Origin of the sequence: Clostridium sp. DL-VIII (assembly GCF_000230835.1) — a bacterium.
GTDB lineage: Bacteria > Bacillota > Clostridia > Clostridiales > Clostridiaceae > Clostridium.
In genome coordinates this window covers 3,905,348-3,928,521 of sequence record NZ_CM001240.1, presented here as the reverse complement: position 1 = coordinate 3,928,521, position 23,174 = coordinate 3,905,348, and the positions used below count along the sequence as shown (strand labels likewise).

The following is a 23,174-nucleotide window of genomic DNA, read 5'->3' as shown; positions in this document are numbered from 1 at the left end:
AATGAACAATAAAAAAATATATTTAAATATAGCTCTCATTGCAATTGTATTTTTACTCTTATCTGTTGCAAATAGTGGCTTAGACTCATATAAAATCAGAATTTTAAATTTATGTGCAATATATACAGTTCTAGGACTAAGTATGAACTTAATAAATGGATTTACTGGTTTGTTTTCTTTGGGACATGCTGGGTTTATAGCAGTAGGTGCATATACAACAGCATTACTTACAATGACTGAAAAAGTTAAAAATCAAAATTTCTTTATGGAGCCATTAGTGTCGCCACTTAATCATATATCAGTTCCATTTGTTGTGGCATTACTGATAGCTGGCCTTTTATCAGCACTTATAGCAGTTTTAATTGGTGCACCAGCTTTGAGACTTAAGGGAGATTATTTGGCTATTGTTACTTTAGGTTTTGCAGAAATAATAAGAATAGTTATTACTAATCTTCAAAGTTTAACTAATGGGGCTTTAGGTCTTCGTGGTATTCCGCATGCAACAAACTTGTATTGGAGTTTTGGAATAGCAATTGTAACAATTATAGCCTTAATTTCACTTATAAATAGTTCTTATGGAAGAGCCTTAAAAGCTATTAGAGAAGATGAAATTGCAGCTGAAAGTATGGGAATAAGTTTATTTAAACATAAAGCAATAGGTTTTGCTATTGGTGCTTTCTTTGCTGGAGTAGGCGGAGGCTTGCTTGGTAATTTAATGGGGACAATAGATCCTAACATGTTTAAATTTAGTCTTACATTTAATATACTGCTTATAATAGTTATTGGTGGTATGGGAAGTATTACAGGAACAGTTATTTCAGCTTTTGCTGTAACAATACTTGGAGAAGTTTTAAGATTCTTAGATATGGAGAAGCAATTTGATCTTGGAATTTTAAAATTCACTGGAATACCAGGCTTAAGAATGGTTGTATTTTCAATTCTGCTTATGATTATTGTGCTGTTCTTTAGACAAGGAATTATGGGAACAAAGGAATTTTCATGGAAAGCATTATTTAAATATACTAGTAAAAAACCTCTAGAAGAAGGAGGGGACAAGTAATGGCATTACTAAACGTGGAAAATGCAACAATGCAATTTGGAGGACTTACAGCAGTAAAAGACTTTAATCTTCAAATTAATGAAGGAGAAATAATTTCTTTAATTGGTCCTAATGGAGCAGGAAAGACTACAGCATTTAATATGATAACAAATGTTTACACACCAACTAAAGGTAAAGTTATTTTTAATGATGCAAATGTTACGGGGATGAGACAAGATAAAATAACTCAATCTGGCATAGCAAGAACTTTTCAAAATATAAGATTATTTAAAGATTTAAGCGTACTTGATAATGTGCTCATTGCAAATCATGTTCATATTAAATCAAACTTTATTGAAGCTATGTTGAAGCTTCCTAGATATAGAAAAGAAGAAAAAGAAATGATTAAAAAATCTCTTGAACTTTTAAAAGAAGTAGGTCTTGAAGATTTAAAAGATGAAAAAGCAAGCTCGCTTCCATATGGTAAGCAAAGAAAGCTAGAAATAGCAAGAGCACTTGCAACTAACCCTAAACTTCTTCTTCTTGATGAGCCTGCAGCTGGAATGAATCCAACTGAAACAGAAGAGCTTACGGCTTTTGTTAAGGAAATTAAAGAAAAGTTTAACCTATCTATTTTTATGATAGAGCATCATATGAATATGGTTATGAGTTTATCTGATAGAATACAGGTTTTTGAATATGGAATAACTATAGCTGAAGGTACGCCTTCTGAGATACAAAATGACAAGAGAGTTATAGATGCATATTTGGGGGTATCTGAAGATGATTAAAATTAATGATTTAGTAGTAGCTTATGGTGGAATAGAAGCTTTAAAAGGTATAAGTTTAGAAGTACCAAGTGGTAAGATAGTAACTTTAGTTGGAGCTAATGGAGCTGGGAAAAGTACTACCTTAAAATCCATAGTAGGTCTTGTTAAACCTAAAGGTGGAAGCATAGATTATGAAGGTACAGATTTGACAAAGCTTAATACTGAACTTATGGTTAAAAAAGGTATAGCTTTAGTTCCAGAGGGAAGAAGAGTATTTGCAGATCTTACAGTACTAGAAAATTTGAAAATAGGGGCTTATTCAAGGAAAGATCGAGCAGGAATAGCTGAAGATATGGAGAAAGTATACTCGCTTTTCCCGAGGTTAAAAGAAAGAACTTGGCAATTGGCAGGTACTCTTTCTGGTGGAGAGCAACAGATGTTAGCTATAGGAAGAGCTCTTATGTCTAGACCAAAATTAATAATGATGGATGAACCTTCCTTAGGGCTTGCTCCGATAATAGTAAAAGAATTATTTGGAATAATTAAAAGAATTAATGAAGAAGGTATGACAGTCCTTTTAATAGAGCAAAACGCTAATGCAGCTTTAAAAATAGCTGATATAGGTTATATTATGGAAACAGGAAAAATAACCTTAAGCGGATCAGGAAAAGAATTGCTATCTAATGATGAAATTAAAAAGGCATATCTTGGAGAAGCTCTGTAATACAAAAAATTATATATAATGGAAAATTACAAGTCATATAGGACAGTAAGTTGACTTGTAATTTTTTATGTGGTGCAGATAAGAAGAATTAAATATTAGGGGGAAGATTTCTATGAAAAGAAAAATTTCATTGCTTTTATTATTAGTAATGACGACTTCTTTTACATTAGCTGGTTGTAATTCTAATTTAAACAAAAAAGTATATGTAGACAGCGATGTAATTAAAATTGGAGTATTTGAACCAATGACTGGGGCCAATGCTGCAGGTGGACAACTAGAAACAGAAGGGGCAAAACTTGCAAACAAACTTTATCCGACTGTTCTTGGAAAAAAGGTTGAGTTAGTTTTTGCAGACAATAAATCTGATAAAGTGGAAGCAGCTAGTGCAGCTGCAAATCTAATAGAGCAGGAGCATGTTAATGCTATTATAGGAAGTTATGGCAGTGGATTTTCAATGGCAGCAGGTGATGTTGTACAAGAAGCTAAGGTTCCAGCAGTAGGGGTTACTTGTACAAACCCTTTAGTAACAGCAGGAAATGATTATTACTTTAGAGTTTGTTTTATAGATCCTTTCCAAGGAACTGTCATGGCAAAATATGCTGCTAACAAATTAAATGCTAAAAAGGTGGCAATTCTTCAAGAAGTTTCGAGTGATTATTCAGTAGGTATTTGTAAATTTTTTAGTGATGAATTTAAAAAGCTTACAGGTGATAATAATGCAGTTGTAGCAAAAGCCAATTATAATACAGGAGATCAAGATTTTACAGCACAGCTTACAAATATAAAAAGCAGTAATCCAGATGTAATATTTGCTCCAGGTAATTTTACAGAAGGTGCTATGTTAATAAAGCAGGCAAGGCAGCTTGGGATTACAACTCCTATAATTGGAGCTGACACATGGGAAACACCTGAATTTTTGGATATAGGTAAGGAAGATGTTGAAGGAACAGTGTTCTCAACTTTCTTTGCAACTGAAACACCTATAACTGAGGAGTCAAAGATTTTTCTCGGCGCATATAGAAAGGAATATAATAAGGAACCAGCAGCAGCTACAGCCTTAGGGTATGATGCGTATATTTTGATTTTGGATGCGATTAAAAGAGCTGACTCTGCGGATCCGGTAAAAATTAGAGATGAAATTGCAAAGACAAAAAATTTCCCGGGTGCAGCTGGAGTAATAACAATAGATGAAAATAATAATGCAGTGAAAGATGCAGTTTTAAAGGTAGTTAAAGATGGTAAATTTACATATCTTGATACTATAAAAGCTGATGAAAACTAATTTGATTTTCAAAGATAATTTTCATCATTGATAAATACTGGTATCTTTTGAGGCAGAGAAATAAGTTTTTTAAATACATTAATTTAGAAGACTATATCCCCTAGTGCATAAGAAAAAATTATATAATATACCGTTTTATGGTTATATTGATGCATTTTCCTAATATAATAATATCATGTGAAATTTTATTAATTAATATACTAGATGAGGGGGAATATATGTGTCTTTAGTTATACTTATAATAATATGTGTATGTGTAGGGATGTATATAAGAGCTAAAAAAAATAATAACAAGAATATTAATAACGTTGTGGAAGATTATTATCACAATACTTACGAAAATATTCCTAAGGATAATATCAATGTAAATAATCAGGATATAAACAATCATAACATGGCTAATCAGGTTGTTAATAATCAAAACTTATTTAATAAGGAAAATGACTCTTATTATAAGGAAGATTCACAATTTAATAATATAGAAGATAATTTTATCGATAATCCAATAGCACATGACAATAATAATGACTCTGAGCCACTTGAAAATAGAGAGGTTCAAGAAGAGTATAGTTATGATAATAACAACGCTAATGATGATTCTTATGAGAGCAATGAAGATGAAAGCAGTGACGATAATTACGTAGAGAACGGTGAAGATGGTAATTATGATGAAGAAAATGATAGTGTTGATGCCGAGAATGAAGAAGAAAAGCATGAAGAGAATAATTATGAATATAGCAGTAATGATGATTCTAACAATAATTAATATAAGAATGAATTTTCTACATGGAAAATTTATTCCATAAGTTATTATAAAACAGAAGCTGTTAAATTAGGAAGCTTAAAATTACTAATATAGCAGCTTCTTTTTTTGTGTTTAGCTATAGATAAACAAATTCTAAATTTTATGTATATATAGAATAATTATCTATTTAAGTTAAACTTTTGTGTGTATCTATATTAAAAATGTATGTGATTCCGATAAGTTACTACATAAGTCTAAGTTCAAAGTCCTATACTTAAGAATGCCATTAATATTTTACAACGCTTTTAAAATTCTATGTTATAATTTAGTTATATATTTTGAACCTGATGAATTTCAAGAAATATAGTATGAAAGCAAGTAAACCAATTATTTAAGTAAATAAAGTATTATGCAAAAGGGAAAGATGGTTATGTTTTTTATAGGTGTATTTGGAATAGAAAATAAAGATAAAGAAATAAAAGTTTTAGAAAATATAAGCTGCAAGAAATGTAATTCTATAGTTACAGGTAAATTAATAAAGAATTTTGACTTTTTCCATTTCTTTTTTATTCCTATTTTTAAATGGAATGAAAGATATTATATTATTTGCGATAGATGCAAGGTTTTATATAGTATTGAAAAAGAAAAAGGAAAAGCTATTGAACGTGGCGAGGATATAAATATAACATATTGGGATTTGCAAGAAATAAATCAAGAATATTATTCTGATAATTATTTCCAAGGAAATATATGTAAAAATTGTGGTAATAAAATTGACCCTAATTTTAAATATTGCCCTCATTGTGGAGCTAAAGTATAAGAGATTTAGAATTATCTTAATAAATGATTCTAATTTTAAAACTCACTGGTAGAACACTTTGTTTTATAAATTATTTTAGATAATTTATAAAATGTTATTTACAATGAAACAATGTTACGTTATTATAATATTAGGATCCTAAATTTAAAGAGCGAATATATAATTATACGTAACAATGTTACGCTGTAAGGAGAAAATATGAATAATTTATATGATATTAATTTAGAGGGAATAGGGAAAGTAAATGGAGGCAGTTACAAGGATATTAAAATCTCAGGAATAGGAACGATATTAGATGAGGTTGTCTGCCAAGAAATTATTTGCGAAGGCGTATGTAAGGCAAAAGGAAGCATAATCTGTAACAATATTTCAGTAGAAGGAACTTTTGATTCATGCGGAAGTATTGAAGCTAATGATAAAATTTCAATTAGTGGGATAATGAAAGCTAATGGAAATATTCAAGGAAGAGAAATAACCATTGATGGGAAAATTAAAATTTCAGGATTGTTATCCGGAGATAAAATTAAAATCATGTCTATGGGAAGAAACATTGTAAAGGAAATAGGTGGAGAAGAAATAATTATATTAGAGCATAAAAAAAATTTCATTAATAATATCTTAATGCCTAATAAATTGACAAGCAATTCTATAGAAGGAGATATTATTGAGCTGGAAAATACAGAATGTGAAATAGTTAGAGGAAAAAATATAACTATAAAGAGTGGCTGCAAAATAAAAAGAGTAGAATATACAGGTGAAATTAGTGTTGATAAAAATTCTAATGTTGAAATGCTTATAAAGGTGGAATGACATTATGTTGAAAAGTGCAGATAAGCTTTGGAGTTCGGATTTTCTTATTTTATGGCAGGGACAGCTTGTTTCAACATTGGGAGATGCAGCATATAGTGTAGCTTTAGGCTTTTGGGTACTCACGGTTACAGGTTCAACCTCGCTAATGGGATTGCTCATGGCTGCATCGACATTACCAGGAGTATTAGTATCTCCTTTTGCTGGAGTGCTGATTGATCGCTACAATAGAAAGCATTTATTGATTTTAATGGATATGATTAGAGGCATATGTATAATTCTTGTTTCAATTGCAGCTTTTAAAGGGATAATAGCAATTTGGGAAGTTTTTGCAGCTGGTATTATATTAAGTGTTGGGGGAGCTATATTTCGCCCAGGAATAAATTCTTCAGTACCTGATATTGTTTCAAGTTCAAAATTGCAAAATGCAAATTCTCTATTAGCCATTGCTTCTACTGGATCACAAATGATTGGTAATATAGCTGGAGGTTTTATTTTTCAGATACTTGGAGCGCCATTACTGTTTTTGTTTAATGGACTATCGTATCTTTTTTCTGGAAGTTCACTACTTTTTGTAAATATTCCAAAGGTAGAAAATAATAAGGCAGAAAATTTTTGGAAAGATATGAAGGATGGATTTTTTTTTATGTGGAAATTAAAAGGGTTAAGATATATATTGCTTATGGCAGCAGTATTAAATTTCTTTTCATTTATTGCAATAGTTCTTTTTTTGCCCTTATTTCAGACAATACCTTATTTAGGAGCAGGTAGATATGGGATAGCAATGGCCTGCTTTACTGGTGGAGCAATGGCAGGTTTTTTATATTCATCTGTTGTTACAATTAAACCTGCCAGAAGACTGCAAGTATTTATTTTATCAGCTATAGTGTATAATGCTGGACTTATTGTTGCAGTGAATCAATCCATTTTTATGATAATGACAGTATTTTTAATCATTGGAGGTTTCTTTAATTCAGTTGTAAATGTTATGCTGTTATCTACGGCACAGGCAGCTACGCCTCAGGAAATGAGAGGAAAAGTTATGGCTTTTATGAGTATGACGACTCAAGGGCTTACTCCTTTTGCTATGGCACTTGGTGGGATATTAGGAGGAATCATTTCGATTAAAATCGTTATTTCTATTTCGTTTTTAATTGTTATAATTTTAGTCATTCCATTTTATTTTATAGAATCTTTTAAGGCATTTATAACTTGTGATTATGGAAAAAACAATCTGGTAGAAAACATTGAAAGTTAAATATATTTATTAATAATTAAGAAAAATATTCAGTACGGTAACTTTATATGAGATAATTTAAGGATGTGTGAAGATGAATAATTTAAATTCGATTAAGATTATAGGAAAAGGTACTATAACCAATGGAGAATATGAAAAAGTATCTATTTTAGGTGAGGCAGTGGCTTTAGAGGAATTTCACTGCGATTATTTAAATGTCATAGGGACTTGTAACTTAAAAGGAAAAGTAATTTCAAACAAAGTGAAAATCTTAGGAGAAGCAATATGCGAGCAAGTCGTAACAACAGATAATAAACTTGAAATTTTAGGACAATTAAAGGCTTTGGAAGACTATAAGGCAAATAAAGTTGAAGTTTTAGGTCAAGGAATATTTAATAAAAATTTATTTTTTGGAGAAATGGATATCAAAGGAGAAATAAAAGTATCTAAAGATTGCGAGGGAAATGTATTTAATAGCAGAGGAAAATTAGAGATAGATGGATTATTGAGCGCTGAGGACATATATATAAATCCTAATGGCATTAGTACAATAAATGAGATTGGTGGAAGTAAAATTATAATTAAAAAGAAAAGTTTGTTTTCATTAAGAGAGTCTATTGTTATATCCAATGTAATTGAAGGCGATTATATTGAATTAGATAATACACAATGTAAGATTGTGCGTGGACATGATGTTAAAATTTTAGCTAATTGCAGAATTGATAAAGTTGAATATACAGGAACTTTAACCGTAGATAAAAACAGTATAGTAGGTGAAAAAACGTGTCTGAAGAATTAATATCAAAGAAAGAACTTTTAGAAAAGCTACAAATATCTTATGGACAATTATATAGATGGAAAAGAAAAAAGTTAATTCCTGAAGAATGGTTTATAAAGAAGAGTGTTTCTACAGGACAAGAAACCTTTTTTCCTAAGGATGAAATTATTGCAAGGATAAATAAGATATTAGAGCTCAAGGATGACATTTCCCTGGATGATCTTGCAAATCAATTTTCATATAAGGTTGGAAATGTCACATTAAAAAGATCATATCTTTTAAAAAACAATATAGTATCAGCTAGTATTTTAGAGAGATTTGAATCAGTTATTAAAAATAAAAATGAATTATATGAAGAAAGTAAGTTATTTGCATTATTTGTATATGAAAGACTTATAAATCTTGGATTTTTCAATTTAGAAGAAATTAATGAAATAACCACATCTTTATTAAAAAATTACTCAAAATTAAGTAATGAAAATATGATTATAATTATAAGAAGGAAACTTGGAATATGTTATTATTATGTAATAAGCAGTGAACCAGAGATATTAATAGATGAAAGCTCTATTGAAATAGCAAGATTTAAGATTAGGGATATTTTAGAGAAAATACGTGAATTGCAATTAGTAATATAAATAAATATAATATAAAAGATAAAACATGTGTTACTAAAGAAAGATTGGAGCAAATAATGAAAGTTAAAATTTTTATGCCCAAGTATATGGCTGATTTTAAATGCATAAATGCAAAGTGTACTGATACATGCTGTGCAGGCTGGGACATTAATATAGATGAGAATACCTATGAAAAATATTCAAAGAGCATTGGTGATTTTAAAAAGCTTTTAGATGGAAAATTTACTGAAAACAAAGAAGAACATGACGTTTTTACTCATGGATTTATGATACTTAAAGATGAAAGTAAATGTCCATTCTTAAATACTAATATGTTATGTGATATACATGGTGGATTTGGTGAAGAAAATCTATGTATTACATGTAAAAGTTATCCGCGAGTTTTTAATATTGTAGATGGAGTCTACGAAAAAAGTGGCTTGCCTTCTTGTGAAGAAATATGCTTTGAAGCATTATTAAAGAAAGACAAAATGGAGTTTATTGAGACTTACGAAAATATTGATGAAGAGGGGATTGAAATAAGAAGAATTATTGATAGCGAGGCCTTTGAAGGGAGTGAGAGCCTTCTTCAATATTTTTGGGATATCAGAGTTATATCAATAAACATAATTCAGTCAAGAGAATTTTCCATAGAGGAGAGATTAAATATTCTTGAAGACTTTTATAGAAATATTGAAGCTTTTAAAAATTCGCAGGAATTGGATGCTTTAGAAGAATTATTATCAGACTATAATGATGAATTAATAAATTTGGAGGCAGCAAAAGGTTTCCCTTTCAAAGAAGAAAAAGAATTTTATGATACTCTTGCAGACAAGAAACTCTTTGATAATGTAAGAAGTATAAAACTTAAAGAATGCTTGAAAGAATATACAATCGGAATTTCAAGTAATAATGATATAATTGAATATCTAAACTGCATGCCAGAATATCTTGAAGGCTTAAAAAAATATGATTATATATTTGAAAATTATTTAGTTAATCAGATTTTTAAGGATCTAATTCCTTTTAATAAGGGGGAGAAGCTGGCAGACAGCTTAAAAACATTGATCAACAGCTATAGAATAATAAAGACCTATGTTATAGGAATTGCGATAAATTCTAAGAAGGAAATTAATGAAAAAAATGTCATAAGAGTGATTCAGGCCTTAAGTAAAGATATAGAGCATAATAAGGTATTTAAAGAATTGTTGGGAAAATAAGATTATACTATATAAACTTTATTATGATATTGATAATTTAGGTTATAAGTATTCAGTTATCGAGTTAAAGTAATAGCAATTTATATAGGTGTCAATATATTTTTCTAGAGATTGAAAAAAGAAAATATAAAATGGTAAAAAAGAAATGTAAGGCAGTAACTAAGATTGAATTTAGTTACTGCCTTACTTAATTTGAAAGAAGTTTGAATTATAAAGTATACATTTGACTGGCGATAGTAAATGTGGAATGAAATAAGATTTAAGAAAATTACATAAGAATTAGATGGAAAATACAGAATATTATGGATAAAAAATACGTAAAAATGCTAGACAAGATATCATATTAAGCTATAATATTAAATGGTAGTATTTATTAAGTACAATATTATACGGGCGGAGGAATTTTATAGTGGGAAAGGTATCATTTTTTGATATAGATGGAACTTTATATGGATTCGATGGAAAAGTGCATAGAATTCCGGATAGCACCAAGATAGCTTTGAAGAAATTTAGGGACAATGGAAATTTAGCATTTATATGTAGTGGAAGGCCAATGAGATTTATTAATCAAATTTTTGGTCAAGATATGTTTGATGGATATATATGCACAAACGGAACATATATAATCTATGATGGAAATTGTATTTATAATAAGACCGTAGATGCAGAAATTATAACAAAACTTAAAAGTGCGTTTGATGAACTTGGAATAAGGTGCAGCTTTGTTGGACAATATAATGGCTATCCATACAAAATGGAAGAAAAGGAAATGGAAAAGTATAATTCTCAATTTAAAGGCGAATCATATTTAGTGAGGACATGGGAATCAGATAGTATACAAGTAAATGCACTAGATATTTTTTATAGTAGTGAATATCATCTTAACAGATGCAAAGATTATTTTAAAGATGATTTAATATTTAATACTCATGGAGCTCATATGTCTGCTGATGTATCTTTTAGAAATTTTGATAAGTCAGATGGCATTAGGTATATTAGTAACTTCTTAGGAATAAGTAGAGAAGATACCTTTGCTTTTGGAGATGGCTATAATGACATAACAATGTTCAAAGCAGTGGGTGTAGGTATAGCCATGGGAAATTCAGTGGAAGAATTAAAGGAGATAGCATCATACGTAACAGGTAAGATTTTTGATGATGGGTTATATAACGCTATGAAAAGCTATAATTTAATCTAATGATTTCATGTATCATAAAAGTAAAAGATAAAAGGTTTACATGACTTTTGGCTTATATAAACTGGATTTTTTATAGAATAAATTTGTTATATTATTGTAAATTGTATATACATTTGTAAAAAATACATCTTAAACATTTTAACTTTATATGGATTTAAAGCAAAAGAAAAAAATCAACTAAAATTGCATGTAAAGCATGATTAAATTTTTAGTATTAGGAGGATTAACTTGAATTATACACTTTCTGATTTAATACAAAAACTAATTGACATTGAAAAAGATTTCTTTAATATATATGTAATGCTGGAAGAAATATTTAAGAATAATTCATTAGCAATATATGCAGTGATTAAAGTGATTAAAAGGCGGGAAAAGAAGCATATTGAGTATTATGAAAAATTAAAAAGTAGCTTAACAGATGAGTCAGATGAATCTATTGAATTTTATTTATATGACAGAATTTCAAAATTATTATCTGAATTTAAGCATAATATTAAATTACCAGAAATTAAAAATACTCAAGGCTTAATTAAATATACAGTTGAATTTAAAAGGGACAATATAGGTCTTCTGGTAGATGTACAAGGACGCTTATTAGAAAAAATAGATGATGTAAATAACAATATATATAAGATTTTATCTCAAGTTATAAAAGATGAAGAAAAGCAGGAGAAAATGTTTGAGAAGTTACTGATATCTAAATGACTAAGCTCATATAAAACATATTTTTTGAATTCAACCACGTGTGTAACATTTGTTACTGTATGTATTCATGCTTTTTAATATAATAGTAACAAGATAAAGTTTATTGAAATGATTAGTTCACTAAACATAGATAATATTAGAAAGCAGGAGGAAAATTTATGATTACTAAAGAAATGACATTAGCTCAAATTATACAGATAAAAGATGATGCACCACAAATCTTAATGAGTTTTGGGATGGGATGCGTTGGGTGTCCATCATCTCAAGCTGAAAGTCTTGAAGATGCAGCAATGGTACATGGTTTAAAGCTTGATGAACTATTAGAGGCTTTAAATAAATAACATCATATAGATTAATTATATTTAGAGGCCGCTGAAAATGAGTTTTTTCAGTGGCCTTAATTCTAATATCAAATCATTATTAATCCTATTAGAAGAAATATAGAGAGTAGAACATTTTATACAAAACAGTGTTATAATAGATTAATGTTAAATCTAGTGATGAAATAAAGATAAGCTCACAAAAATTATTATATAATAACATGCTGTAAAACAAGTACTTAGAATGAATGTAAAAAGCAGTATAGGAGGATGGATTATGAGTTCTGGAAATCTTCAAAAAATTAGAGACGGGAAGAGAACTTTTGGAATAACACCGCATATTCCTGGTGGATTTATCACTGTAGATATTATGCAAAAAATTGTGGATGTCACAAAAAAATATAATGGGATATTAAAAATAACATCAGGTCAACGTATTTTGATAACTAACTTAAAACAGGAAGACTTGACTAACATATGGGATGAGCTTGGGATGGAGCCAGCAGTAAGGACACAAAATTCAATAAAGAATGTTGAGATGTGCCCAGCAGGATACTGTAAAAGATCAAAATTTAATACTATAAGCACTGGTATGAAGCTTTCGAAAAAATATCAGTGGATGGAAATGCCGTGTAGAACTAAAATAGGTGTAGCTGGGTGCAGAAATGCATGTGGAAGTGTATATAGTAAGGATATAGGAGTGATTGCTGATAAAACTGGATTTATAGTAGCCGCTGGAGGATCGGGTGGATACAACCCTAGAATGGCAGATATAATTGCGCAGGATGTAACTGAAAAACAAGCATTAAAGCTGATTGACAGTATTATTGACTATTACAAAGAATTTGCAGAGGCTGGAGAAAAATTGGGATTTTTTATTGACAGGATCGATATTGAGAAGTTTAAACAGGAAGTAATTAAAGCGGCAGAAGTATAAAAATATAAATTAATAATACTTAATTATAAACTAGTTAGAAGAAATTAATTATAAAATATATAGAATTGGCGTTTATAATCGGAGGAAAAGATGAGGAAAATTGAAGCAGTCATATTTGACATGGATGGAGTAATATTTGATACAGAAAGGCTTTATTTAGAGAACTGGAGAAAAATATTTAAAAAGTATGGATATGAGATGACAAAAGAAATTTACATATCAGTAATGGGGAAAGGAAGAAAAAACGCTATTAAAACATTTCTTGAGATATACGGGAAGGACCTTCCTATAGCACAAATGTATAAAGAGAAAGATGAGATGTTCATGCGGGAAATTGAAGAAGGTAAAGTCCTCGTTAAGCCAGGCGCTGAAGAAATATTGAATTTTTTAAAAGAAAATGAATATAAAATAGCTATTGCAACTTCAGCTAAAAGAGATAGAACCTTAAGGCAGTTAAATATGTCTGGAATGATTAAAAAATTTGATGTAATAGTTTGTGGAGATGACATAAAAAATTCTAAACCGGATCCAGAAATATTTTTAAAAGCAGCGCAAAAGCTTTCGGTAAATTACTCAAATTGTATTGTCATTGAAGATTCAGCTGCAGGTATTAAAGCAGCTTTCAATGCTAAAATGATTGGAATGCATGTTGAGGATTTAAAAAAAGCAGATGATGAAATATTAAAGTATTGCAATAGAAGTTTTAAAGATCTATTTAAAATTAAAGAATATTTTGAAAATTAAATGGATAGAATGTTTAGATAAAAGGGCATTTGAGGAATTAAAAAGAATAAAAACATCCTTAATGTCATTTTTTATTCAATATTGTCATTTTATTAAGGAAATTTTATTTAAAGTGTTATATAATAATATAGGATTCTTTATGTTATTATGCTAAAGTAACATACTTGGAATATTTGAATGTATACCAAACAAGTGTTGATTTATGCGTATTATATAATGAATGGAAAAACAACTCATAAGAGATAAGGAGTAGTATTATGGAAGATAAAAAAACAGCATTTATACAAAGTTCATTAGGATCAGTTTTTACTGTTTTTAGTGATGATGAATTAAAAGAACTAAGCGGTGGCAGAAAAATAGCTATATGCGGAAAAGTTAATAATCCTGGAATTATAGAGGTTTCAGAAGGGGCTACACTTAATGATATAATAGAATTATGCGGGGGACTTATAAATAAAAGCAGTTTTAAGGCAGCTCAAATAGGACTTCCTTTTGGTGGTTTTTTAACAGAAGAGAGTTTAGATGAAGAGTTCGACTTCGGATTATTTTCTGAAAATATTGCAAGAACTATAATTATTTTATCTCAAGAAGATTGTATAATTCAATTTGAAAAATTTTATATTCAATATCTTCTTGCAAAAATAAAAGATGGCTCTTACAAGAATTATGAAATAGTTAAAGAAGACATAACTGAAATGTTTAATATTTTAGATAGAATTAGTAAAGGCGTATCTGATATGCGTGAGATCTATATTTTAAGAAATCTTGCAGTAACAGTAAAAAGCAAAATGAATCAAAAACATAATATAATGGAAGAAATAATTGATAAATTTTATGATGAAATTGAAGAACACATAGAAGAAAAGAAATGTTATACATCACAATGCAGTCATTTGGTTAAGTTAAATATTACAAGTAAATGTATTGGTTGCGGAGCATGTAAAAGAGCATGTCCAGTTGACTGCATAGATGGAGAATTAAAGAAGAGACATGTAATAGATTATAATAGATGTACTCACTGTGGTGCATGTGTATCTGCATGTCCTGTTGATGCTATAAGTGTTGGTGATAATACACTTTTATTTCTTAGAGATTTAGCTACACCTAATAAAGTAGTAATAACTCAAATGGCACCAGCTGTTAGAGTTGCTATAGGTGAGGCTTTTGGATTTGAACCAGGAGACAATGTAGAAAAGAAAATAGCAGCAGGTCTTAGAAAATTAGGTGTGAATTATGTATTTGATACTGCTTGGGGTGCTGATTTAACTATAATGGAAGAAGCGGCAGAGCTTCAAGACAGATTAGAAAGACATTTAGCTGGGGATGAGAGTGTTAAACTTCCAATCTTAACTTCATGTTGCCCATCGTGGATTAAGTTTATAGAACAAAATTATGCAGATATGCTAGAGGTCCCTTCTTCAGCAAAATCACCTATGGAGATGTTTGCTATAGTTGCTAAAGAAATATGGGCGAAAGAAAAAGGTCTTTCAAGAGATGAAGTAACATCCGTTGCTATTATGCCTTGTATAGCAAAAAAATATGAAGCATCAAGACCAGAATTCTCTGTTGATATGAATTATGATGTTGATTATGTTATTACAACAAGAGAACTTATAAAAATATTTGAAAATTCAGGAATAGATTTAAAAAATCTTGAAGATGAAGAGATAGATACAGTAATGGGTGAGTATACTGGAGCTGGAATTATCTTTGGTAGAACAGGTGGAGTTATAGAAGCTGCTACAAGAACCGCTCTTGAAAATATAACTAAAAAGAGAATAGATAATATAGAATTTGAACAGCTTCGAGGCTGGGATGGTTTTAGAATATGTGAACTTGAAGTTGATGATATAAAGCTTAGAATTGGTGTGGCTCATGGTCTTAAAGAAGCTGCTAAGATGTTAGATAAAATAAGATCGGGTGAAGAATTCTTCCATGCTATAGAAATAATGGCTTGCATCGGTGGCTGCATCGGTGGCGGTGGACAGCCTAAGATAAGAAAAAACAAGCAGGAAGTTTTAGAAAAAAGAGCAGAGGGATTAAATAATATAGATAGATCTAAAACTCTTAGAAGATCTAATGAAAATCCTGAAGTTATTGCAATTTATGAGAAATATTTAGATCATCCATTAAGTAATAAGGCACATGAATTACTTCATACTAGATATTTCCCTAGAATTAAAAAGAGTAATGATTAGGTTTAAGGTTTAAAATTTAAAGGAAAAGGGTTATCTCAGGAAAGTATTTTAATTTGAGATAACCCTTATATTTTTGAGAAAAAATATAATATTTTTAGGATTTTATTATAATAAAGTATGAAAAACTACCTATTTATTCTAAATAATATTTTTTAGAACAAAAATATATGAGTTTTTTAGTTATAAAATAATAAAGATTGTATGTTAATATATTGTTATTTTAAGAACTAATTAACTTTATTGGAATTAAATAACGTAAAATATTATTTTCGCAACAATAAAATAACTTATATGGAAAAATAGGTTAGAAATATATTATAATAAAAAGGATGCAATATTAAATTTAGGTTAAGTTTTATTAAAAATAGTTTAAATTTTTATTAAAATAGAATATACTAGTACAGGATTGTGTTAACTAATAATTTGTCGAAGGTTATATTTTATAGGGAGATGTGATAATAATGTTTAATTTAAATCCAAAAGAAGATAAATTCTACAAGATGTTTATTGATGCGGCTAAGAATGTCGATGCAGCTGCAGAAACTTTAAGGAGCAGTCTAGATTCTTTATCTAATATTGAAAATGATGCTGTTAGAATTGAAGAATTGGAGCATATAGGAGATAAATTAGTTGGTACTGTAGTTAAACAATTAAATGAGTCTTTTATAACTCCATTTGATAGAGAAGACATATACAAGCTAATTAAAAGATTAGACGATATATTGGATTTAATAAATTCAACTGTACATAGATTTGTAATGTTTAACATTACAGAAGGTACAGAAGGTTCTAAGCTTTTAGCAGATTTGCTAATAAAATGCACAAAAGATATTGTAGGATTAATGGGTGAACTTCACTTAATCGGAAGCAAAAATAATATTCTTGAGAAGGTTATAACTATAAACAAGCTTGAGAGTGAAGCGGATCGCATTTTTAGAAAAACAGTTGGAGAATTATTTAGAAATGAAAAAGATCCAATAGAAATAATTAAATGGAAAGAAGTATATCAATTATTAGAGAATACTATAGATAAATGTGAAAAGATTGCAAATATTGTAGAGGGAGTTGTCATAAAGAATGCTTAGTACTATGACTATAACAATATTAATAGTAATAATGACATTAATATTTGACTTTATTAATGGATTTCATGATACGGCAACTGCAGTAGCTACTTCCATAACTACTAGAGCTCTTAAACCAAAAACTGCAATAGTTATATGCGCTATATTTAATTTTATTGGAGCATTTTCAGGAACTGCAGTTGCAAAAACTGTAGGTGAAAGTATTGTGAGCCACAATGATATGCCTCAATGGGTTATATTAGGAGTATTAATATCGGCAATAATATGGAACATAATTACATGGTATTTTGGTATTCCAAGTAGTTCTTCACATGCATTAATTGGTGCACTAGTTGGTGGAGGAATAGCATATAATTGCAGCTTTAATGTGGTTAAGTGGAATAATCTATTTAATGAGGTAATAATATGGATATTTATAGCACCTGTAATAGGATTTACAGTAGGATATTTTTTGATGATAGCGTTAAATTGGATTTTAAGACCATTTAAGCCTGGTATAATAAATAAAGTATTTTTAAGACTTCAAATTCTTGCAGGAGCATTTATGGCATTAAATCATGGTGGTAATGATGCACAAAAATCTATGGGACTTATAACTATGGCATTACTTAGTGGTGGAGTCATCAGTTCATTTGATGTTCCCATATGGGTTATAGCATGTTGTGCTATAGCTATGGCTCTTGGAACAGCAAGTGGAGGAAAGAAAATAATTAAAACTATGGGAAGCGGAATGGCTAAGTTAACACCAGTAAATGGTTTTGCAGCTCAAACTGGTGGTGCTGCGGTTATATTCTTAGCAACATTTTTCCATGCGCCAGTTAGTACAACCCATATAATTTCAACAACAGTTATGGGAGTTGGAGCATCAAAAAGATTTAAATCAGTAAAATGGGGAGTTGCTCAAAATATAGTTTGGGCTTGGATTTTGACTATTCCAATTACAGCAACCCTTTCAGCATTAATTATATATATAATGAAATTATTTGCATAATATTTTCGAATAAATAATTTGATGAAAAAATTTTTTCAATATAACAATAGCCTGCAGATTCTTATGAGATGAGAATTTGCAGGCTATTTTACATAATTTTTATTTACACTTCTTATTGCATTGATTGCAATTGGAATTATTTTCCGATGACTCTAAGTGAATCATAATTTCAGTATGAGCTAATGATTTTTTTATGTCATTTTCAATTTTATCACATATATCATGAGCATCTTTAATTGTCATATTTTCCGGAAATACAAGATGCAAATCTACATATCTAATTCGCCCAGATTTTCTTGTTTTAAAATCATGATAATTACAAAACACTGCAGAAAATTTGTTTATGCTATTCTTTATAATTTCAATTTCATCGTTAGACAGTTTTACATCTAAGAGCGGATTGAATGCAGAGATTAATAATTCAACGGCTTCTTTTAGTATAAAGATTGCAACTGAAATTGCAACAATAGGATCTAGATAATTTAATTTGGTTATCCATATAAGGAATAATCCAATTCCAACGCCAAGTGACGTATAAACATCTGTTTTTAAATGTAGCGCGTCAGCTTCCAATGCTATAGAATCTTCTTGTTTAGCAACTTTGTATAATTCCCTTGATACAATATAATTTATACCAGAAGAAATGAACATGACAATAAATCCAAAGCCTACAGACTCCATTTCACCAGGATTAATTATTTTTCTTATTGCTTCAATTATTATCCAAATTGAAGCGGCCAGTATGAGAAGTGCCTCAATTACCCCTGAAATATTCTCAACTTTCCCATGACCGTAGGGATGTATATCATCAGCTGGCATATCAGATATCTTTACAGAAAAGAAAGCTATTATAGCAGCCAGTAAATCCATAGTTGAATGTATAGCTTCTGATATTATGCTTACTGAACCAGTTGTGAGTCCGACAATCAATTTGAGAATTATTAAAGTGCTATTTGAAAGCAATGACAATCTAGCAACTTTAACTTTTGAATTCATATAAACTACCTCCAAACTCAATTAAAGCTTTATCAGTTGATAAAACAAATTAACATTATAATATACCTAAAAATAGTGAAAGTCAATGAAAAATAGAGCTAGTACACACTATCAATTGATAATGAAATGCAATCATTTTACAATTGGTAAGTTAAATTAAATATATTAGCTTTTTTTGTGAAATTGAATATCTTGGTAATGTAAATACTATTAATATAATAATATGGAGGAAGAGTGGGGAAGTTAAGTTATGATGAATTAATACTTTTAGATAGTTTTATATATTTAGATTGGAGTTCTGGGGAGGATGAATTTCTTATAAATATAATATATGATTTAATGAATGCTGAGAATTTTCCTGAAAATATTAAGATAATGGGAGATTGTTCAATACAGCTAGAGAAAAGTGAACGTATAGAAATATTTGAGCAAATTATAAATAAGCCTAATCTTGGAAAATTAAAAATAAAAGATATTAGTCGAGATGAAAATGGAGTTAAATATGCATGTTTTATAGATGATGAAAGTAATAGTACAGTTGTATTCAAGGGGACGGTATCGAAAAGTGAGTGGAAGGATAATGGGATGGGAGCATATGAAAATGAAACACGGGAGCAAATTGATGCCTTAAAGTATATAAATGGACTTAAATATAACAATATAACTATCACTGGGCATTCAAAGGGAGGTAATAAGGCTCAATATGCAGCTATATTGTCTCCTAAGGTACGTGAATGTATATCTGTTAACGGACAAGGATTTTCCAATGAATTCATAAAGATGTATGAGGCGGATATAAATAGGAATAAGTTTAAAATAACAGCTATAAATGCAAAATACGATTATGTAAGCTGTTTATTTAACTCAATTGCAGGGAAAAAGCATTATATTGAAACAGAAATTCAGCTTAATCCATTTGATTATCATAAGATTAATATACTTTTAGATGGTAATGGAAAATTAAGAAAAGAAACTAATGAAGCAAATTTTTCAAAAATAATTAATAAATTTTCAGAAGCTGTAATAACTGACCTACCAAGAGATGTAAAAAGTTTTGTTACTAATAAAATCATAAGTGTAGTTGAATTGATTTTATGTAAAAAAGAAAACAAAGACGATCCGCTGAAGGTAGCAGGAGAAGTATTAACATTGTTTTCTTATGATAACGATATGAAAAGCTTAGACATTTTCAGTATAGCATATCCTATATTGGAAATTCTGATCTTGCCATTATTATTTTGGAATGATCTTATTGATATAGAGGAAGAAGGATCTAAGGAAATTTTTTCAGGCAGTATGAACAATATTGAAAGTTTTGGACATGAAATAATAAAAAAGATGAAATTTTTTAATGGGAATGAAATTGAACTAATAAATAATATAGCAAAAAGCTTTGATAATCTAATTGATGATCTTAGACATGAGATTTGAAAATTGAGGTTTTACTTTTGAAAAAAAGAGTTATTTTATAGATATAAAATTATAAAGGCAGATTAAGTTATAGTCTGCCTCCGCTTCTATTACTTCATATAAAGCTATAAAAATATGTTTGAATATTTCTATGTAAATTTGTTTATATTAATATATTTAGCTATGAATATATGTATAAAGAAAAATATCTTCATATGAAAAATTTTTTATAGGAAAATAGATAAATATTTATAGGAAACATGCAGGTTTGAAGGGCATAAAGGTAAATTTGATAAAGAGGAGGCAAAGATAAAAGCTGGCGAGAATAAAAAAATTATATAAATGTAAATGTGATTTTAAGAGTTTACATAAAGTAAGCTCTTATTTTGTGGTAAAATATATTTATTATTTTAAGAAAGGTAAGAAAAATTAATGATTGAAAGACTAACAGTATTAGCGGCATTATTTTTATTAATAGTAGGAGTGTATTTAGATAACAAACTAATAGGAGTATCTAAATATGAAATTAAAAGTGATAAAATACCAAAGGAATTTAATAATTTTAAAATAGTTCATTTATCAGATTTTCATAGTCATTCATTTATTGGAAACACTAATAAAATTGTTAAAAAAGTTGAAGATCAAAAGCCTGATATTATTGTTATGACAGGAGACATGGTTAATAAGTATGACAAAAAATTTGACAGATTTTTAGAATTAGCACAAGTATTGAGCAAAAAATATAAGATATATTATATTGTAGGAAATCATGAACAGCGTTTAGCAAAAAGTGACTTAAACCTAATTCTAGATAGATTAAATAAATTAGGTATTAAAATATTAAAAGATGAAAAAATAGTTCTAAGACGAAAGAAAGATAATTTAAATATTTATGGAATTGATATTCCTCTTAAGTTTTATAAAATAAGAAATAAGCCATTAGTAAATTTGAATGAGGTAATTGCTCCAGTGCTAGAGAGATGTAAGGAAGAGGAATATAATATATTACTTGCGCATAATCCCTTATATTTTGAAAAGTATATAAAATATAATGTAGATTTAATTTTATCTGGGCATGTTCACGGAGGAATGATTAGATTACCTTTTTTAGGAGCATTGCTTTCTCCTGAAAGAAAATTTTTCCCTAAATATAGCAGTGGCATATACGAAGACAATAATAAAAAGATGATTGTCAGCAGAGGAATTGGACATAGTAAACCGTTAATAAGAATATTTAATATGCCTGAGATACTAAGTATTACTTTATTAAATTCGAGAAAGCCAGACTAAATATAAAGAAAGTTAAAGCTTAAAAGTATATAAATTATTACATATGTATTTTTTGCAAGTGAAATTAAAGTTATGTACCATTTCAATATGTCAAATTAAATTAAATTAAAAATATCATATATTTTTATTATCGGGGCACAATATATGTGTACCCAAGAAAAAGTTATTTCTAATTTAAGGAGGTATTTAATTATGGTACATGATAAGGACCATTCTACAAAACAAAATTTTAATAGTAAAAGTATCTGGAGCTGGATAGGAAGATTAGTTCTAACAGCAGTAATTTTAGCAATAGTATCATTCTTTACACCAGGATTTAGTATTTCTGGTATGTGGTCATATTTAATAGCAGCACTTGTAATTAGTATATTAGATTATTTAGTAGAAGCTTTCATGGGAGTTGATGCATCTCCATTTGGAAGAGGTATAAAGGGATTTGTTATAGCTGCTATTATACTGTATGTAGCACAATTTTTTGTTCCAACTATGAGCGTATCTATAATTGGAGCAATCTTGGCAGCCTTAGCTATTGGTATAATAGATGCAATAATGCCAGGCAAAGCAATGTAATAAAATACTTATAATCATAATAGGGATGATTTTACTATCATCCCTATTATATTTAGTATAGTTTTATATTCATATGAATTTTTAGTTAATGTATAAACATAGAACCAAAATTTGATTTGGTTCCTATCATTATTTTTCTTATTTCTTTAACTTAGTATAAATATGATGATAATATGCTATTCATGCAATTCCAATGGTAATCCATCAGGATCGCTAAAAAAAGTAAATTTTTGACCAGTATATTCATCTATTCTAATTGGCTCTGTTTCAATCCCATTGGCATTTAACTCTTCAATTATATGTTCAATGTTTTCTACATGGAAAGCAAGATGTCTTAATCCGCAAGCCTCCGGATATGAAGGTCTTTTAGGGGCTTTAGGCATTGAAAAAAGTTCGATTTCACTATTGCCTATTTTTAAATCTAACTTATATGAATCTCTATCTTTTCTATAATTTTCACGAATAATTTGAAAGCCTAATATATTCACATAGAAATTCTTTGATAATTCATAATTTGAAGCAATAATTGCAATATGATGTATAGAATTCAGTATCATAATAAATCTCCTTAGTTTTTTTTATATTTTAGCATAAAAATTGCTTCAAATATAATATTATCTTAGACAGTTATAAAAAATGTTAAGCTAAATCATGTATCTGTATTTAATTTGTGTGTTTAAATAAATATATA

24 protein-coding genes are annotated in these 23,174 nt (G+C 28.9%); 22 read left to right on the top strand and 2 right to left on the bottom strand.

Annotated elements, in window-relative coordinates:
* Window position 1 precedes the first annotated feature (1 nt).
* The 19 genes from CDLVIII_RS18130 to CDLVIII_RS18040 all read left to right on the top strand — a co-directional run bounded on the left by CDLVIII_RS18130 (window position 2) and on the right by CDLVIII_RS18040 (window position 18,217).
* Window positions 2–1,060 carry a branched-chain amino acid ABC transporter permease gene (locus CDLVIII_RS18130; RefSeq protein ID WP_009170917.1) on the top strand — a complete coding sequence of 353 codons (1,059 nt, stop codon included), beginning with the start codon at window positions 2–4 and terminating at the stop codon, window positions 1,058–1,060.
* Entirely contained in the window at window positions 1,060–1,830 is a 771-nt protein-coding gene (locus CDLVIII_RS18125) for an ABC transporter ATP-binding protein (protein ID WP_009170916.1), read from the top strand. The genes CDLVIII_RS18130 and CDLVIII_RS18125 overlap by 1 nt, the downstream gene beginning before the upstream one ends.
* Window positions 1,823–2,533 carry an ABC transporter ATP-binding protein gene (locus CDLVIII_RS18120; protein ID WP_009170915.1) on the top strand — a complete coding sequence of 237 codons (711 nt, stop codon included), beginning with the start codon at window positions 1,823–1,825 and terminating at the stop codon, window positions 2,531–2,533. Before CDLVIII_RS18125 ends, CDLVIII_RS18120 begins: the two co-directional genes overlap by 8 nt.
* A gap of 112 nt (window positions 2,534–2,645) precedes the next feature.
* Complete coding sequence (locus tag CDLVIII_RS18115; RefSeq protein WP_009170914.1) at window positions 2,646–3,815, top strand: ABC transporter substrate-binding protein; 1,170 nt, start codon at window positions 2,646–2,648, stop codon at window positions 3,813–3,815.
* 220 nt (window positions 3,816–4,035) lie between these two features.
* Window positions 4,036–4,581, top strand: a complete 546-nt coding sequence (locus CDLVIII_RS18110; RefSeq protein ID WP_009170913.1) for a hypothetical protein — start codon at window positions 4,036–4,038, stop codon at window positions 4,579–4,581.
* Between the two features lie 409 nt (window positions 4,582–4,990).
* Window positions 4,991–5,380, top strand: a complete 390-nt coding sequence (locus CDLVIII_RS18105) for a zinc-ribbon domain-containing protein (protein ID WP_035301838.1) — start codon at window positions 4,991–4,993, stop codon at window positions 5,378–5,380.
* 198 nt (window positions 5,381–5,578) lie between these two features.
* Window positions 5,579–6,190 (top strand): hypothetical protein, encoded by a 612-nt coding sequence (locus CDLVIII_RS18100; protein WP_009170911.1) that lies wholly within the window; start codon window positions 5,579–5,581, stop codon window positions 6,188–6,190.
* A 4-nt stretch (window positions 6,191–6,194) separates the two neighbouring features.
* On the top strand, window positions 6,195–7,445 hold the full coding sequence (locus CDLVIII_RS18095; RefSeq protein WP_009170910.1) for an MFS transporter: 1,251 nt from the start codon (window positions 6,195–6,197) through the stop codon (window positions 7,443–7,445).
* 73 nt (window positions 7,446–7,518) lie between these two features.
* A complete protein-coding gene (locus CDLVIII_RS18090) occupies window positions 7,519–8,223 on the top strand; it encodes a hypothetical protein (RefSeq protein WP_009170909.1) in 705 nt (234 codons plus the stop codon).
* The gene (locus tag CDLVIII_RS18085; protein WP_009170908.1) at window positions 8,208–8,840 is read left to right on the top strand and encodes a YhbD family protein; all 633 of its coding nucleotides are present in this window, start codon (window positions 8,208–8,210) and stop codon (window positions 8,838–8,840) included. The genes CDLVIII_RS18090 and CDLVIII_RS18085 overlap by 16 nt, the downstream gene beginning before the upstream one ends.
* A gap of 56 nt (window positions 8,841–8,896) precedes the next feature.
* Window positions 8,897–10,039: a flagellin lysine-N-methylase gene (gene fliB / locus CDLVIII_RS18080; RefSeq protein ID WP_009170907.1), complete on the top strand. Its 1,143-nt coding sequence runs from the start codon at window positions 8,897–8,899 to the stop codon at window positions 10,037–10,039.
* 409 nt (window positions 10,040–10,448) lie between these two features.
* On the top strand, window positions 10,449–11,237 hold the full coding sequence (locus CDLVIII_RS18075; protein ID WP_009170906.1) for a Cof-type HAD-IIB family hydrolase: 789 nt from the start codon (window positions 10,449–10,451) through the stop codon (window positions 11,235–11,237).
* 228 nt (window positions 11,238–11,465) lie between these two features.
* Complete coding sequence (locus CDLVIII_RS18070; protein ID WP_009170905.1) at window positions 11,466–11,942, top strand: DUF1676 domain-containing protein; 477 nt, start codon at window positions 11,466–11,468, stop codon at window positions 11,940–11,942.
* A gap of 158 nt (window positions 11,943–12,100) precedes the next feature.
* Entirely contained in the window at window positions 12,101–12,283 is a 183-nt protein-coding gene (locus CDLVIII_RS18065) for a DUF1858 domain-containing protein (RefSeq protein ID WP_009170904.1), read from the top strand.
* A 256-nt stretch (window positions 12,284–12,539) separates the two neighbouring features.
* The gene (locus tag CDLVIII_RS18060; protein ID WP_009170903.1) at window positions 12,540–13,199 is read left to right on the top strand and encodes a nitrite reductase (NAD(P)H); all 660 of its coding nucleotides are present in this window, start codon (window positions 12,540–12,542) and stop codon (window positions 13,197–13,199) included.
* 90 nt (window positions 13,200–13,289) lie between these two features.
* Entirely contained in the window at window positions 13,290–13,943 is a 654-nt protein-coding gene (locus CDLVIII_RS18055; protein ID WP_009170902.1) for an HAD family phosphatase, read from the top strand.
* A 257-nt stretch (window positions 13,944–14,200) separates the two neighbouring features.
* Entirely contained in the window at window positions 14,201–16,141 is a 1,941-nt protein-coding gene (locus CDLVIII_RS18050; RefSeq protein WP_009170901.1) for a [FeFe] hydrogenase, group A, read from the top strand.
* A gap of 461 nt (window positions 16,142–16,602) precedes the next feature.
* Window positions 16,603–17,226: a DUF47 family protein gene (locus tag CDLVIII_RS18045; protein WP_009170900.1), complete on the top strand. Its 624-nt coding sequence runs from the start codon at window positions 16,603–16,605 to the stop codon at window positions 17,224–17,226.
* Window positions 17,219–18,217, top strand: coding sequence for an inorganic phosphate transporter (locus CDLVIII_RS18040; protein WP_009170899.1), 999 nt, complete (start codon window positions 17,219–17,221; stop codon window positions 18,215–18,217). The genes CDLVIII_RS18045 and CDLVIII_RS18040 overlap by 8 nt, the downstream gene beginning before the upstream one ends.
* 99 nt (window positions 18,218–18,316) lie before the next feature.
* Here the strand turns inward: CDLVIII_RS18040 and CDLVIII_RS18035 are convergent, their stop codons facing one another.
* Entirely contained in the window at window positions 18,317–19,213 is an 897-nt protein-coding gene (locus tag CDLVIII_RS18035; protein WP_009170898.1) for a cation diffusion facilitator family transporter, read from the bottom strand.
* 234 nt (window positions 19,214–19,447) lie between these two features.
* On the opposite strand from CDLVIII_RS18035, the gene CDLVIII_RS18030 reads away from it, so the two are divergent.
* From CDLVIII_RS18030 to CDLVIII_RS18020, 3 genes are all read left to right on the top strand, one after another.
* Window positions 19,448–20,644, top strand: coding sequence for an Mbeg1-like protein (locus CDLVIII_RS18030; protein ID WP_009170897.1), 1,197 nt, complete (start codon window positions 19,448–19,450; stop codon window positions 20,642–20,644).
* Window positions 20,645–21,055: 411 nt separating this feature from the next.
* Window positions 21,056–21,913 carry a metallophosphoesterase gene (locus tag CDLVIII_RS18025; RefSeq protein ID WP_009170896.1) on the top strand — a complete coding sequence of 286 codons (858 nt, stop codon included), beginning with the start codon at window positions 21,056–21,058 and terminating at the stop codon, window positions 21,911–21,913.
* 192 nt (window positions 21,914–22,105) lie between these two features.
* A complete protein-coding gene (locus tag CDLVIII_RS18020; RefSeq protein ID WP_009170895.1) occupies window positions 22,106–22,483 on the top strand; it encodes a phage holin family protein in 378 nt (125 codons plus the stop codon).
* Between the two features lie 176 nt (window positions 22,484–22,659).
* Here CDLVIII_RS18020 and CDLVIII_RS18015 read toward each other — a convergent pair whose 3' ends face one another.
* On the bottom strand, window positions 22,660–23,040 hold the full coding sequence (locus CDLVIII_RS18015) for a VOC family protein (RefSeq protein ID WP_009170894.1): 381 nt from the start codon (window positions 23,038–23,040) through the stop codon (window positions 22,660–22,662).
* Window positions 23,041–23,174 lie beyond the last annotated feature (134 nt).

Excerpts from the sequence above, each read along its gene's own strand:
- CDLVIII_RS18050 (WP_009170901.1), top strand. The coding sequence starts at position 14,201 with ATGGAAGATAAAAAAACAGCATTTATACAAAGTTCATTAGGATCAGTT.
- CDLVIII_RS18055 (WP_009170902.1), top strand. The coding sequence starts at position 13,290 with ATGAGGAAAATTGAAGCAGTCATATTTGACATGGATGGAGTAATATTT.
- CDLVIII_RS18020 (WP_009170895.1), top strand. The coding sequence starts at position 22,106 with ATGGTACATGATAAGGACCATTCTACAAAACAAAATTTTAATAGTAAA.
- CDLVIII_RS18065 (WP_009170904.1), top strand. The coding sequence starts at position 12,101 with ATGATTACTAAAGAAATGACATTAGCTCAAATTATACAGATAAAAGAT.
- CDLVIII_RS18095 (WP_009170910.1), top strand. The coding sequence starts at position 6,195 with ATGTTGAAAAGTGCAGATAAGCTTTGGAGTTCGGATTTTCTTATTTTA.
- fliB (WP_009170907.1), top strand. The coding sequence starts at position 8,897 with ATGAAAGTTAAAATTTTTATGCCCAAGTATATGGCTGATTTTAAATGC.
- CDLVIII_RS18040 (WP_009170899.1), top strand. The coding sequence starts at position 17,219 with ATGCTTAGTACTATGACTATAACAATATTAATAGTAATAATGACATTA.
- CDLVIII_RS18125 (WP_009170916.1), top strand. The coding sequence starts at position 1,060 with ATGGCATTACTAAACGTGGAAAATGCAACAATGCAATTTGGAGGACTT.
- CDLVIII_RS18025 (WP_009170896.1), top strand. The coding sequence starts at position 21,056 with ATGATTGAAAGACTAACAGTATTAGCGGCATTATTTTTATTAATAGTA.
- CDLVIII_RS18115 (WP_009170914.1), top strand. The coding sequence starts at position 2,646 with ATGAAAAGAAAAATTTCATTGCTTTTATTATTAGTAATGACGACTTCT.
- CDLVIII_RS18100 (WP_009170911.1), top strand. The coding sequence starts at position 5,579 with ATGAATAATTTATATGATATTAATTTAGAGGGAATAGGGAAAGTAAAT.
- CDLVIII_RS18090 (WP_009170909.1), top strand. The coding sequence starts at position 7,519 with ATGAATAATTTAAATTCGATTAAGATTATAGGAAAAGGTACTATAACC.
- CDLVIII_RS18035 (WP_009170898.1), bottom strand. The coding sequence starts at position 19,213 with ATGAATTCAAAAGTTAAAGTTGCTAGATTGTCATTGCTTTCAAATAGC.
- CDLVIII_RS18045 (WP_009170900.1), top strand. The coding sequence starts at position 16,603 with ATGTTTAATTTAAATCCAAAAGAAGATAAATTCTACAAGATGTTTATT.
- CDLVIII_RS18105 (WP_035301838.1), top strand. The coding sequence starts at position 4,991 with ATGTTTTTTATAGGTGTATTTGGAATAGAAAATAAAGATAAAGAAATA.
- CDLVIII_RS18060 (WP_009170903.1), top strand. The coding sequence starts at position 12,540 with ATGAGTTCTGGAAATCTTCAAAAAATTAGAGACGGGAAGAGAACTTTT.
- CDLVIII_RS18120 (WP_009170915.1), top strand. The coding sequence starts at position 1,823 with ATGATTAAAATTAATGATTTAGTAGTAGCTTATGGTGGAATAGAAGCT.
- CDLVIII_RS18015 (WP_009170894.1), bottom strand. The coding sequence starts at position 23,040 with ATGATACTGAATTCTATACATCATATTGCAATTATTGCTTCAAATTAT.
- CDLVIII_RS18130 (WP_009170917.1), top strand. The coding sequence starts at position 2 with ATGAACAATAAAAAAATATATTTAAATATAGCTCTCATTGCAATTGTA.